General features: G+C 73.9%; 13 protein-coding genes and 1 tRNA gene. 10 read left to right on the top strand and 4 right to left on the bottom strand.

The features are described 5' to 3' along the window. Positions 1–50 precede the first annotated feature (50 nt). From ACFYX3_RS01380 to ACFYX3_RS01350, 7 genes are all read left to right on the top strand, one after another. Positions 51–245 (top strand): hypothetical protein, encoded by a 195-nt coding sequence (locus ACFYX3_RS01380; RefSeq protein ID WP_015035959.1) that lies wholly within the window; start codon positions 51–53, stop codon positions 243–245. Positions 246–280: 35 nt separating this feature from the next. Beyond that, positions 281–1,171, top strand: coding sequence for an N-acetyl-1-D-myo-inositol-2-amino-2-deoxy-alpha-D-glucopyranoside deacetylase (mshB, locus tag ACFYX3_RS01375; RefSeq protein WP_389006981.1), 891 nt, complete (start codon positions 281–283; stop codon positions 1,169–1,171). After that, positions 1,168–1,563 (top strand): DUF6113 family protein, encoded by a 396-nt coding sequence (locus ACFYX3_RS01370; RefSeq protein WP_389006979.1) that lies wholly within the window; start codon positions 1,168–1,170, stop codon positions 1,561–1,563. The genes mshB and ACFYX3_RS01370 overlap by 4 nt, the downstream gene beginning before the upstream one ends. A gap of 854 nt (positions 1,564–2,417) precedes the next feature. After that, positions 2,418–3,956 (top strand): hypothetical protein, encoded by a 1,539-nt coding sequence (locus ACFYX3_RS01365; RefSeq protein ID WP_389008051.1) that lies wholly within the window; start codon positions 2,418–2,420, stop codon positions 3,954–3,956. 89 nt (positions 3,957–4,045) lie between these two features. Continuing rightward, positions 4,046–4,537 (top strand): DUF6882 domain-containing protein, encoded by a 492-nt coding sequence (locus ACFYX3_RS01360; protein ID WP_389006977.1) that lies wholly within the window; start codon positions 4,046–4,048, stop codon positions 4,535–4,537. 162 nt (positions 4,538–4,699) lie between these two features. After that, positions 4,700–5,563 carry a hypothetical protein gene (locus ACFYX3_RS01355; protein ID WP_389006975.1) on the top strand — a complete coding sequence of 288 codons (864 nt, stop codon included), beginning with the start codon at positions 4,700–4,702 and terminating at the stop codon, positions 5,561–5,563. Between the two features lie 332 nt (positions 5,564–5,895). After that, a tRNA-Val gene (locus ACFYX3_RS01350) sits at positions 5,896–5,970 on the top strand. 10 nt (positions 5,971–5,980) lie between these two features. Here the strand turns inward: ACFYX3_RS01350 and ACFYX3_RS01345 are convergent. Then, positions 5,981–6,937, bottom strand: a complete 957-nt coding sequence (locus tag ACFYX3_RS01345; protein WP_389006973.1) for a tetratricopeptide repeat protein — start codon at positions 6,935–6,937, stop codon at positions 5,981–5,983. After that, positions 6,934–7,935 (bottom strand): GNAT family N-acetyltransferase, encoded by a 1,002-nt coding sequence (locus ACFYX3_RS01340; RefSeq protein ID WP_389006971.1) that lies wholly within the window; start codon positions 7,933–7,935, stop codon positions 6,934–6,936. Before ACFYX3_RS01340 ends, ACFYX3_RS01345 begins: the two co-directional genes overlap by 4 nt. Before the next feature lie 112 nt (positions 7,936–8,047). On the opposite strand from ACFYX3_RS01340, the gene fdxA reads away from it, so the two are divergent. Beyond that, entirely contained in the window at positions 8,048–8,368 is a 321-nt protein-coding gene (fdxA, locus tag ACFYX3_RS01335; protein WP_015035968.1) for a ferredoxin, read from the top strand. A gap of 82 nt (positions 8,369–8,450) precedes the next feature. Beyond that, entirely contained in the window at positions 8,451–9,548 is a 1,098-nt protein-coding gene (gene dapC / locus ACFYX3_RS01330; protein WP_389006969.1) for a succinyldiaminopimelate transaminase, read from the top strand. A 65-nt stretch (positions 9,549–9,613) separates the two neighbouring features. Here the strand turns inward: dapC and ACFYX3_RS01325 are convergent, their stop codons facing one another. Next, positions 9,614–10,075 (bottom strand): ATP-binding protein, encoded by a 462-nt coding sequence (locus ACFYX3_RS01325; protein ID WP_382660819.1) that lies wholly within the window; start codon positions 10,073–10,075, stop codon positions 9,614–9,616. 506 nt (positions 10,076–10,581) lie between these two features. After that, positions 10,582–11,532 (bottom strand): hypothetical protein, encoded by a 951-nt coding sequence (locus tag ACFYX3_RS01320; RefSeq protein WP_376588351.1) that lies wholly within the window; start codon positions 11,530–11,532, stop codon positions 10,582–10,584. Positions 11,533–11,561: 29 nt separating this feature from the next. Here ACFYX3_RS01320 and dapE point away from each other — a divergent pair, with 29 nt between their 5' ends. Further along, positions 11,562–12,665 carry a succinyl-diaminopimelate desuccinylase gene (dapE, locus tag ACFYX3_RS01315; protein WP_389006966.1) on the top strand — a complete coding sequence of 368 codons (1,104 nt, stop codon included), beginning with the start codon at positions 11,562–11,564 and terminating at the stop codon, positions 12,663–12,665. Positions 12,666–12,694: the final 29 nt, after the last annotated feature.

Below are 12,694 nucleotides of genomic sequence, written 5' to 3'. Positions count from 1 at the left end.
TGATCGACCGAACCGCTCGAATATCCGACCGAAGGTGGAGGTGAACCGCCGTGGCACTCTCGATCTCCGTGGTGGTGCTGCTGGCGATCGTCGTCTTCCTGCTGATCCGGAAATCCGGGCTGAAGGCTGGACATGCGGCGGTCTGCGCGCTCCTGGGCTTCTACCTGGCGAGCTCGTCCATCGCCCCGTCCATCAGCACCCTCACCACGAACGTGGCGGGCATGATCGGCGGCCTCAAGTTCTGACCTGGGGACCTGCCTGACCTCGTAGGGTGGGGGGCATGTCCGATCTCCCCGCCCGCCGTCTGCTGCTCGTGCACGCGCACCCGGACGACGAGTCGATCAACAACGGCGCCACCATGGCCAGGTACGCGGCCGAGGGCGCCCTCGTCACCCTCGTCACCTGCACCCTCGGCGAGGAGGGCGAGGTCATCCCGCCCGACCTCGCCCACCTGGCCCCCGACCGGGAGGACCGGCTCGGCCCCCACCGCGTCGGCGAACTCGCCGCCGCGATGACCGAGCTGGGCGTCACCGACCACCGCTTCCTCGGCGGCCCCGGACGCTTCCGCGACTCCGGAATGATGGGCGCCGAACAGAACAAGCGCCCGGGCGCCTTCTGGAGCACCGACGTCGACACCGCCGCGCCCCACCTCGTCGAGGTGGTCCGCGAGACCCGCCCGCAGGTCCTGATCACCTACGACCCCGACGGCGGCTACGGCCACCCCGACCACATCCAGGCCCACCGGGTCGCCACCCGCGCCGCCGAACTCGCGGCGGACGCCTCGTACCGCCCCGACCTCGGCCCGGCCCACACGATCGCCAAGATCTACTGGAACCGCGTCCCGCGCCCCGTCGCCGAGGCCGCCTTCGCCCGGCTCCACGCCGAGGGCTCCGCCTTCCCGGCCGTCGCCGCGATCGACGACGTCCCCGGCGTCGTCGACGAGGACCGGATCACCGCCGAGATCGCCGCCGACCCCGCGTACACGGCCCGCAAGACCGCCGCGATGGCCGCGCACGCCACCCAAGTCGCCGTCGACGGTCCCTTCTTCGCCCTCTCCAACGACCTCGGCCAGCCGATCTTCACCACCGAGTACTACGAACTGGTCCACGGCACCTCCGGCGCCCCCGAGGGCGAGCGCGAGACGGACCTCTTCGCGGGGGTGACGGAATGAGCGCGGTGAAGCAGAACCCGGCCCCGTCCCCGTCCCCGATGCCCTCCCCGGCCGCTCGATACGTCTGGTACGGCGTCCTGTTCGTCCTCGGCGTCCTCGTCGGCCTCGCCGGATCCCTCGTCCAGGCCGCCTGGTTCCCCGGCGGCCTGCTCCTCTCGCTCCTCGCCACCACCGGCCTCTTCTACGGAGGGCTGCGCGCCACCAGTACCCAGATCGGCGTCGCCTCCGCCGCCGGCGGCTGGCTCGTCGCCGTCATCCTGCTCAGCGTCGGACGCCCCGAGGGCGACGGGGTGTTCGGCGGAGGCACCGGCGAGCTGATCTTCCTCTTCGGAGGCATGGCGATCGCTGTGATGTGCGCCACCATGCCCCGGCTGCCGCGACCGACCCCGTGAACAGGACGACTTGACGCCGGGGACGCCCTGACTTCGGCCGGATTGCCCGTCGTCCTGTGCCCGGGGGTCGGGTATGAGTCGGCGGCGTTCAGTATGGTGGTGCGCGCCGCCGAACCGCCCGGGTCAACACGAGCATCAGCAAGAGCGGGCGGTGGAGCCAACCGGGAGATCCTGCTTTGAGTCGTGAAACTGGTCGAGAGACTGACAGTTCGTCCTCCGGCGCCCAGGGGCGCGGGGGAGCCGCGTACCCCTCGGGTACACCGCCGTACGGATCCCGCCAGTATCCGTCGCTCCACCCCACGCAGGACGCGCCGGAGGAGGCCGCCGCCGCGCCCGCACCGCCCGAGGAGCCCAAGACCGAGACGACGCTGACGACCCGGATCCGGATCAACATCCCGGGTTCGCGTCCGATTCCGCCGGTCGTGGTCCGCAAGCCGGTCAACGAGACGGCCGCCCCGGACCCGGAGCCCGTCGTGGAACCCGAGCCGGAGCCGGTGGCCGTCGCCGCCCCCGAGCCTCCGCGCGCGGCCGAGGAGGCCGCCCCGGAGCCGCCGAAGGCGAAGGAGACGAGCGACTGGTTCGCCCCGCGCAAGGCGGCCCCCGCACCGGCCCCCACGCCCACGCCGGCCCCCGCGCCGACGGCCAAGCCGACCCCGGCGCCCGCCGGAGCGGACGCCCAGGGCACGGGCTTCGCGGGCTCGGCGACCTCGGGCGTCCCGACGGTCGGCACGACCCCGTCGAGCCGCCCGGTCACGGCGACCGCCCAGACCCCGCCGGCCAACCCGCTCTACGAGAACGGCACACCGGCCGCCGGCACGCCGATGTACGACGGCACGCCGGTGGGCGGCACGCCGATGTACGACGGGACGCCCGCGGGCGGTACCCCGGCGTACGACGGGACCCCGGCCGCGGGCACCCCGATGTACGACGGCACGCCCGCCGCCGGTACGCCCCTGCACACCGGCACCCCGGCCGCGGGCACGCCCGCGTTCCGCGGTCCGGGCGGTCCGGCGGGCCGACGCGGCCAGGGTGCTCCGGGAGCACCTGGTGGTTCCCCGGCCGGCTCCCGGACCGGTTCCCCGGCGGCGCCGACCGGCCCCACCACGGGTCCGGTCACCGGCACCGCCTCCCTCGGCGGCCCCGCCACCGCCCCCCGCCCCTTCGGCGGAGGCCCGGGCTCCCCGTTCGCGGGCGGCGGCGCGCCCCGCATGTCCGACGACACCGCGATCCTGACGCCGCAGGCGCCCGCACCGGCGCCGAGGCCCGGACAGGGCGACAACGGGCAGGGCGCCCACGTCTCCGGCGACACGCTCACCAGCGGCATCCCGGTGGTCCCGCCGACGGCGGCCCGCCCGAACCTGACCCCGCGCATCGAGGAGCGCGCGACCCCGGCCCCCGCGCCGGCGCCGCGCCAGACGCCCGCGGCCGACCGCGCGCCGGCGAAGAAGGGCCGGTCGAAGCTGGTCCTCGCCGCCGTCGGCGTCCTGGGCCTCGCCGGAGTCGCGTACGGCGCCGGACTGCTCCTCAACCACTCCGACGTCCCGAAGGGCACGACGGTGCTCGGGGTGGACATCGGCGGCGGTACGAAGGAGGAAGCCGTCGCGAAGCTGGACGCGGTGCTCGGCAAGCGGGCCACGACCCCGCTGCAGCTCGGCGTCGGCGGCAAGCAGGTCCAGCTGGCCCCGGACAAGGCGGGCCTGGCGCTCGACAGCCAGGAGACCGTCCGTGCGGCGGCGGGCAGCGACTACAACCCGGTCTCGGTGATCGGCTCCCTGTTCGGCGGCGAGCGGGTCGCGAAGCCGGTGTTCCCGGTCGACAAGGAGAAGCTCGCGGTCGCGCTGACCGACCTGGCGGGCACGTCCGCGTCGGCGACGGAGGGCACGATCCTGTTCGCCCCGAACAAGGTGACGCCGGTCGAGGGCAAGCCGGGGAAGGGCCTGGACGTCCAGCGCTCGATGATCTCCGTCCAGGACGCCTTCCGCGCCCAGGTGGAGACCGGCCAGAACAAGCTGGTCGAGCTGCCGGTCACCACCCGCCGCCCGACGGTCACGAAGGCCGAGCTGGACCGGGCGATGGAGGAGTTCGCGACGCCCGCGATGTCGGGTCTGATCAGGATCCAGGCGGGCGGCAGGCACATCGACTTCGGCCCGGCGCGCTCGCTGCCGCAGATCCTCTCCATGAAGGCCGTCGACGGCCGACTGGTCGAGGTCTACGACAAGAAGGCGATCGACCGGCTCCTCGACGGCGCCTTCGACGGCGTCATGATCACCAAGGGCGACGGCACGAAGCACCAGGTCTCCGCCGACGACGTGGCCTTCGTGATGCGCGACGCCCTGATGGGCAAGACCCTGGCGGAACGCACGAAGACGATCAACCTCACGGGCGAGGGCTGACAGCCCCCGCTCCGGCTCCCGAGCCCCCGTCCCACCCCGGGACGGGGGCTCGCGCGCATGGGGAGGTACGTTCTGCGTGAGGAGGCAGGATGGAGAACGGAACGGGGCACGACCACTCCGGCTGGGAGGAGGTCGTGGGCGCGGCACGCGAGCGGGCCCGCTCACGACAGGCCCTCATGATCGAACGCCACGGCCTGTCGGGCGACGTCCAGTACCACTGGTCGATGGACGACGCGCGGATCACCTGGTCCCGCAACGGGACGGCTTTCCTCACGGGACGGATCACGATGATCGGCAGCGTGAGCCTGTCCCACGAGACCTGGCTGTGGTCCTGGGCCAACGATTCCCTGCCGCCCGCGGTCCTCGGCGACATCGACCGGGTGCGCGCCTTCGGAGAGGCGAACGGCTTCCCGGTGCTGCCCTGGCCGGGCTTCGACTACGACCCCGCACTCGTCGCCGAAGCGCGCACGGTCGCGGCCTCAGTGCTGGACGCGGAGGGCCTCTGGGCGGACTCCACGGACGACGTCCAGCTGCACTTCACGATCCACGACCTGAAGCCGACGGTGGCCGGAGACTGCTAGGGGCACGGTTGCGGCTCTCGGGGCGGGCCGGGTTCGTGGGTGGGTGGGTGGCGAGGCCCGGCCCCGCCGCCCACCCATGGCGGGAAGCGGCCTCGGAAAGAGGGCGGCCGCACCCGAAGCCCACGGAGCCGGCCCGCCCGGTGGTCCGCTTCAATCGGGGCCATGACTCACATACTCGGTTCCGTCACCGCGCCCTCCGGCGTGCTGGTCCTCGGCACGGCCGGGACCGTCGACTGCTGGGCCACGACCGACCGACCGCTCTCCGAGCGGGGGCTCGCCGCCGCCCGGGCCGGCGGTGCGCACCTGCACCTGCCTGAGGACGGCGAGCCGAAGGCCTGGTACTGCGAGGCGGTCGCGGTTCCCGCCGCGATGGACCGGCCCCTTCCCGTACGTGCAGAGGCGGCGCCGTCCCCGTTCGACGGCGAGCCGACGATCTCCGTCCTGGAGATCGACCTGGGGATCCCGTGGCCTGCAGAGCGGGGCCCCGGCCCCGTACACCTCGGCGATCTGCCCGTGGACCGGTGCGGGATGGTCCTCGGTGACGCGCAGGCCCTGGACGGGTTCGTCGGCCTGGAGGGGGACTCCGTGGACGGGCTCGCGGACGTCACGTACTGGGGGCGGCATCAGGACGAGGCCCATGCCGAGTTCGGTGGCGAGCCCGTCGCATACGGCCCGTACGGGCATCTCGACCTCCCCGTCGCCGAGGCCGAGGCGCTCGCCGCCCGCCTCGCCGGCTGGGTCGAACAGGGCCCGGGCAAGGGCCTGACGGTCGCGGTGGACGAGCACTCCCACTACCACCTCCTCCACCGGGCCACCTGGAACCACCCCCTCCTCGCCGCGGTCCTCGACATCGCCGGCTGCCGGGTCCTCGGCCTCGACTGGGACCCGGGCGACCACTCCGTCCGTCACGACGGCGAGCGCCCCTGGGGCAAGGTCCACCCGGTCACCCTCGCCCCCGACGACGGCTCCACAGTCCTCCGCTGGGCGATCCCGCCGCACCACGACGAGGACGGGGGCGAGCCGTGAGACGACGTCGGGAGAAGAAGCGCCGGCCGCCCTTCCCACTGCCTCAAGCCCTCGTCCTGCTGTCGACGCCCGACGGCCGACGCCCGAGGCCCGACGCCCGACGCCCGGCGGCCGACGGCACAGCCTGATCGACGTGCAGGGCGGGATGGCCTGCGGGGCCCTGCCCGACGTGCCCGGAGACGCCGATCCGCGCGAGGCGCGGGCCGCCGCGGCCCGGATGGTGCGGGAGCCGGCTCACGGCGAGGGTCCTGGGTCGCTCAGGTCCGGGTGCCGGGGGACGCCGAATAACGTGTAGCGCCCCCCGCGCCCCTCTCGTAGGGTCTCCCGCAAGGGCGGGGTCGTAGCACAGAGGTAATGCGCCGCGATGACATCTCGGAGGACGCCGGTTCGAATCCGGCCGCCCCGCCCCCTCACCCGCTAGTTGAGCAGCGCCCTCGCCGCCTGCGCCCTTCGCCGGATCGTCGTCGCCGACTCCGGGTCCACCGCGTCCATCACCTGGGCGTAGGCCTCCATCTCCACCGCTCCCGTGAGGAACTCCCCGCGCTGGACGAGCAGTTCGGCGCGTTCGTAGCGGAGCCTCGCCGGGTGCGAGGGGAGCAGTAGGGCGAGTTCCACCGCCCACAGGGCCACGTCGGAGCGTTCGGGGCGCGGGGCCGCCCAGGCGCGGATGTTGTTGAGGATCCGGAGGACGATCGCGCCGGGCTCGGCGGGGCGGAGCATCGAGCGGTCGAGGGCCTCGCCCGTCGCGCTCGCCACCAGGAGCTCGGCGTCCGTGCCCGTCATGGCCCGGCCGCCCGCGAACGGGTCGGCGAGGTTCAGGTCGGCCGGGTCGCCGAAGCCGACGACGAAGTGGCCGGGCAGCCCGAGCCCGTACACGGGGGCGCCGGCCCGGCGGGCGACCTCCATCCAGACGACGGAGAGCAGGATGGGCAGGCCCCGGCGACGCCGGAGCACCTCGTGCAGGAGCGAGGACTCCAGGCGCTGGTAGTCGGCGGGCACGCCCTCGAAGCCCTCGTGGCGGCCCAGGAGCGCGGCGAGCTCCGCGGCCCAGTCGCCGGTGATCCGGGTCGCGTACGGGACGAGGCCCGCGAGCCGGTCGAGTTCGATCTCGGCCTCGTCCAGGTCCCGCCGGGTGACGGTGGGGTCGGCGACCGCGCCGATCAGCAGGCAGAGCCGGGCGAGGTCGGGCCGCTCGGCCCGTGCCTCCTCGGCGAACTCCCGCCGCCAGTCCTCCCGCCCCGGCTCCTCGGAGGCGCCTCCGGACCCGCCCGGCCCGTCCGGCCCGTTCGATCCGCGCGGTCCGTTCAGTCCGTCCAGTCCGTCCGGCCCGTCCGGCCCGTCCGGTCCCTCCGGTGGTGGTACGTCCTCCCTCACGCCTCCGCCCATCGGTAGTGGTGGTAGTGGTGGTGGGGCGCGAAGCCCATCCCGTCGTACAGGGCCCGTGCGCCGTCGTTGTCCGCCTCCACCTGGAGCCAGGCCGCCGACGCGCCCTCGTCGAGCGCCTGCCGGGCCAGTGCCGTCATGACGGACGTCGCCAGGCCCCGGCGCCGCTGGTCGGGGTCGACCTCGACCGCCATGAAGCCGGCCCAGCGACCGTCGACCACCAGGCGTCCGATCGCCGCCGGTACCTCTCCCGTGCCCTCGACGGACGCGAACCACACACTCGGGCCGGACGCGAGGACGGACCTGACGGCCGGGCCGGGCTCCTGGAAGCGCTGGTAGCGGCGCAGCCACGGCTCCTCGACCGTCCGCGAGAGGCGTACGGCGGAGACGTCGGCGTCCAGGTCGCCGATCGGGGCGAGCGCCGCGATCCGCACCTCGGCGGAGACCTCGCGGTGCCAGCCGTGCCGGTCGAGGGCGGCGCACAGCAGCTCCTGGGTGCCCTCGGCGCCGGTGGCGGTCTGGATGTAGGCGGGGAGCTTCCGGGCCGCGTACCACGCGCGTACGTGCGTCAGGGCCTCGGCGACCGGCAGCCCGGGGTCACCGAGCGGGAGGGCCGAGTTGGCGCGGCGGGTGAACCCGCCGGCCGCGCGCAGGGTCCACCCGCCCAGGGGCTCGCTCTCGACCGGCTGCCACGCGCGCGCGGTGGCGCGGGCGAGCTCCGCGAAGGTGGCCGAGGGGCCGCGGCGGCGGGCCGGTGCGGCGGGCACGACCTTGCCCGCGGCGAGCGAAGATTCCGCGATCCGGACGGTCTCGCCGCTCTTTCGTGTGATCAGCAGCACACCGGCATCCCATGATGTGAGAACCCCGACCGCGTCGGTGAACTTCTCGCCCGGTTCCGCCGAGTCCGTCACGTACCGAACGGAGACACGTTTTCCCACGTCAGCGCTGGTAATTCGCACTTCAAGGCGCCCTCCGTCGGTGATTTCCACAGCTTCTCCGCCCCTCCTGTTCGGATCGCCCCCAAGAACGGAGATACTAGGTGCGGGCATCGACGACGCCGCGCTCCCGCGCAGACCAGCCCTATCGAGGAGGAACGACAGCGTGACCTACGTCATCGCGCAGCCTTGTGTCGACGTCAAGGACAAGGCGTGCATCGAGGAGTGCCCCGTCGACTGCATCTACGAGGGCAAGAGGTCCTTGTACATCCACCCGGACGAGTGCGTCGACTGCGGGGCCTGTGAGCCGGTCTGTCCGGTCGAGGCGATCTTCTACGAGGACGACACCCCGGAGGAGTGGAAGGACTACTACAAGGCGAACGTCGAGTTCTTCGACGAGCTCGGTTCGCCCGGTGGTGCCTCCAAGCTCGGCGAGATCGAGCGGGACCACCCGTTCATCGCCGCCCTGCCGCCGCAGAACGGCTGATTGTTCACCCTCGGTCCCGTACGGCCTCGCCGCTGTACGGGACCGAAGCGTTTTCCGTACGTACGAGGAAGTGAGCCAACCCGTGAGCGCAGTCTCTTCGCGCCTGCCCGTCTTCCCCTGGGACAAGCTGGAGCCGTACAAGAAGACGGCCCTGACACACCCGGACGGAATCGTCGACCTGTCCGTCGGCACGCCCGTGGACCCGGTCCCCGCGCTGATCCAGGAGGCCCTGGTCGCGGCCGCGGACTCGCCGGGCTATCCCACGGTGTGGGGCACGAAGGAACTGCGGGACGCGCTCACCGGCTGGTGCGAGCGGCGCCTGGGCGCCGTGGACTTCGCCCATGAGAACGTGCTCCCGGTCGTCGGCTCCAAGGAGCTCGTGGCCTGGCTGCCGACGCAGCTCGGGCTCGGCGCGGGCGACGTCGTCGCCTACCCGCGGCTCGCGTACCCGACGTACGAGGTGGGGGCGCGGCTCTGCGGCGCGACGCCCGTCGTCTACGACGACCCGGTCGCCGACCTCGACCCGGCCGCGGTGAGGCTGCTCTGGCTCAACTCCCCGTCCAACCCGACCGGCAAGGTCCTCGCCAAGGACGAGCTGACCCGGATCGTCGCCTGGGCGCGCGAGCACGGCGTCCTCGTCTTCTCCGACGAGTGCTACCTGGAGCTGGGCTGGGAGGCGGACCCGGTCTCGGTCCTGCACCCGGACGTCTGCGTCGGTTCGTACGAGGGGATCGTCGCGGTCCACTCGCTGTCCAAGCGCTCCAACCTGGCCGGCTACCGGGCCGCGTTCATCGCGGGCGACGCGGCGGTCCTGGGCGAGCTGCTCCAGATCCGCAAGCACGGCGGCATGATGACCGCCGCCCCGGTGCAGGCGGCGACGGTCGCGGCGCTCGGCGACGACGCGCACGTGGCCGAGCAGCGGGAGCGGTACGCGGCCCGCCGGGCGGCGCTGCGGGCGGCCCTGGAGGCGCACGGCTTCCGGATCGAGCACAGCGAGGCCAGCCTGTACCTGTGGGCGACCCGGGACGAGCCGTGCTGGGACACGGTGGCGTACCTGGCGGAGAAGGGCATCCTGGTGGCGCCCGGCGACTTCTACGGCGAGGCCGGGGAGCGGTTCGTGCGGGTGGCGTTCACGGCGACGGACGAGCGGGTCGAGGCCGCGGTCAAGCGACTGGGCTGACGGTGATGCGCCGGAGGGCCCGGGGAGCAGGTGCTCCCCGGGCCCTTCGTGCGTTCTGGCGAGGGTCAGCCGCCGATCGGCAGGCCGCCCAGGGTCTGGCCGGTCGGCAGGCCGCCCAGGCCGCCGCCGAGGGCGCCGCCGGTGGGGGCCTCGGTGCTCTCGGCGGCGGCGCCGGCGGTCTGGCCGACGACCTCGCCGGTGCTGCCGGCCGTCTTGCCGGCGACGTCCTGCACGGCGGGGGTGGCGGTCTTGCCGGCCGTGCCGATGGTCTTGCCGGCGGCCGGGACGGCCGTCCCGACGGCCTTGCTGCCGGTCTCGCCGACCACGCCGGTCGCGGTCTGCGAGGCGCCGTCGACGGCGCTCCCCGCGCCGGCGGCGTCCAGGGCGGTCACGCCGCCGAGGGCGCCGGTCGGCGCGAGGCTCGGCTCCAGGGCGCTCGCGGAGCCGGCCGCACCGACCACGGGGGCTGCTCCGGCCGCGACGATGAGGGCGGCACGGGCGATCCGACGGGTCAGGGAGAGGGACATGGTGCTCCTTCGGCAAAGACGACGATTACGCGGTGACAACCGGCCCCGGGGCGGGGGAGGTTGCGGCGACCGAAGGTAAAGAGTTGGTAATGCGTCGTATTGTCGGGTGGGGAGGAAAACGGACGAACGTGTCATTGCGGGGCCGCTGCGGAACCGTCACTTCCCTTGTGCCGCAAGGGGAGGGAGGGGGAGGGGTGACGTGCGGGGAACGCGGCCCGAAAGTCGCGCGATTTCCTTCCCTGTCCCACCCGGGCCGTGCCACGTGGGGGTGAGGGTTCGTACGGGTGATCGGCGTGCGGGTGGAGGGGTTTCCCGGCAGCGCGCCGCACGCCCGGAACCCGGCGCCCCGGCGGCCACTGCGCGTGCCGCGCGGGCGGCTGCCGCCGCCGGACGGCGGGGAGAGTCCGCACGGGCGGGTGCGCCCCGCTCCCGCGCCTGCCGCGCTGCTCCCGCGCCTGCCGCGCTGCTCCCGCGCCTGCCGTCCCGCTCCCGCGCCTGCCGCCCCGCTACTGCTGCGCCAGCCGCATCCGTACCGACGTGGCGTCCGTCGACGGCGTGCCCGAGGGCTTCGACCAGCCGCCGTCGGCCTCGCCCGCGCGCCACACGCGGTCCCCGAACGCGACCTCCGTGATGCGCAGCGTGTCCGCGCAGGCCACCGCCCACTGCGCCAGCTCCCAGCCGCGCCGCTCGTCCGAACCGGCCCCCGGCGCGCTCCCCGCGCCCGTCGCCGCCCGGACCGGGACCACCAGCACCGGCGGCTCCGACGCCGAACGGCCCGCGCTCGGACCGCCCGTGACCGCCTCCGGCGCCGCCTTCTCGCCGAAGGCCCGCACCAGCTCGTGCCGCACCTGCGCCGGATCGCCCGGCCGCCCCTTCGCCGTGCTCGCCGTGCACGTCAGCGCCGCCGGCGACCGGCCCGTCAGCGCGGCCGACAGCAGCGCCGCGTCCGGCTCGTGCTTCGCGTACGCCTGCGGGAAACCGCTCCGCTGCACCTTCTGCGCCGCCACCGTCAGCGGCAGCCGCGAGTACCCCGGGACCTTCTCCAGGCCCTCGTAGAACCTGCCCGCCGCGTACACCGGGTCCATGATCTGCTCCGGCGTCCCCCAGCCCTGCGAGGGCCGCTGCTGGAAGAGCCCCAGCGAGTCCCGGTCGCCGTGCTCGATGTTCCGCAGCGCGGACTCCTGCAGAGCCGTCGCGAGCGCGATCGTCACCGCCCGCTCCGGCAGCCCCCGCGTCGTGCCCACCGCCGCGATCATCGCCGCGTTGGACGCCTGCTCCGGAGTGAACTCGTAGCGGTTGTCCCCACTGCCCACACTGCACCGAGGCGTCCCCGTGCTCCCCGTCAGCTGGTGGACGGCCACGTACGAGGCGAGGCCGAGGAGCGCGGCGAAGGCGGCCGCCGTACGGGCGAGGCGGCCGCGACGGCGGGGGCGGGTGGGCTCGGACACGGGGCCCACCGTACTGGAGGCCGCGTTAGGGTCGGCACATGGCTGACATCACCCCGCTCGACGGCACCCTCGACCTCTCCCTGGACGGGGCCGCGCTCACCGCCGCCCTCGTCGACTTCCCCTCCGTCAGCGGGACCGAGCAGCCGCTCGCGGACGCGATCGAGCGGGCCCTGCGCCTCCTGCCGCACCTCACCGTCGACCGGTACGGCAACAACGTCGTCGCCCGGACCGACCTCGGCCGCCACGAGCGCGTCGTCCTCGCCGGCCACATCGACACCGTGCCGATCGCCGACAACGTGCCCTCGCGGCTCGACGAGGACGGCATCCTCTGGGGCTGCGGCACCTCCGACATGAAGTCCGGGGTCGCCGTCCAGCTCCGCATCGCCGCCACCGTCCCCGAGCCCAACCGCGACCTCACCTTCGTCTTCTACGACAACGAGGAGGTCGCCGCCGACCTCAACGGCCTCGGCAAGGTCGCCGCCGCGCACCCCGACTGGCTGGAGGGCGACTTCGCCGTCCTCCTCGAACCCTCCGACGGCCAGGTCGAGGGCGGCTGCCAGGGCACCCTGCGCGTCATCCTGCGCACCGCCGGTGAACGCGCCCACTCCGCGCGCGCGTGGATGGGCTCCAACGCCATCCACACCGCCGCCCCGATCCTCGACCGCCTCGCCGCCTACCAGCCGCGCAAGCCGATCATCGACGGCCTCCAGTACCACGAGGGCCTCAACGCCGTCCGCATCGAGGGCGGCGTCGCCACCAACGTCATCCCCGACGCCTGCGCCGTCACCGTCAACTACCGGTACGCCCCCGACCGCTCCCCGGCCGAGGCCCTCGCGTACGTCCGCGAGTTCTTCGACGGCATCGACATCGCCGAGTTCGTCGTCGACGACGAGAGCCCCGGCGCCCTGCCCGGCCTCTCCCACCCCGCGGCCGAGGCCTTCATGAAGGCCGTCGGCGGCAGCGCGCAGCCCAAGTTCGGCTGGACCGACGTCGCCCGCTTCAGCGCCCTCGGCGTGCCCGCCGTGAACTACGGCCCCGGTGACGCCCTGTACGCGCACAAGCGCGACGAGCACATCCACGTCGACAAGATCCACCACTGCGAGGAACGGCTCCGCGACTGGCTGACCGCCCGTCTCCCGTAATTTCGCATTTCGTCACCTCTCTGGTCCTA

Source organism: Streptomyces sp. NPDC002463, from assembly GCF_042889835.1.
Classification (GTDB): Bacteria; Actinomycetota; Actinomycetes; order Streptomycetales; family Streptomycetaceae; genus Streptomyces; species Streptomyces nymphaeiformis.
Note: the sequence above shows the minus strand (reverse complement) of the source record. Positions and strands in the feature narration are given on the sequence as shown.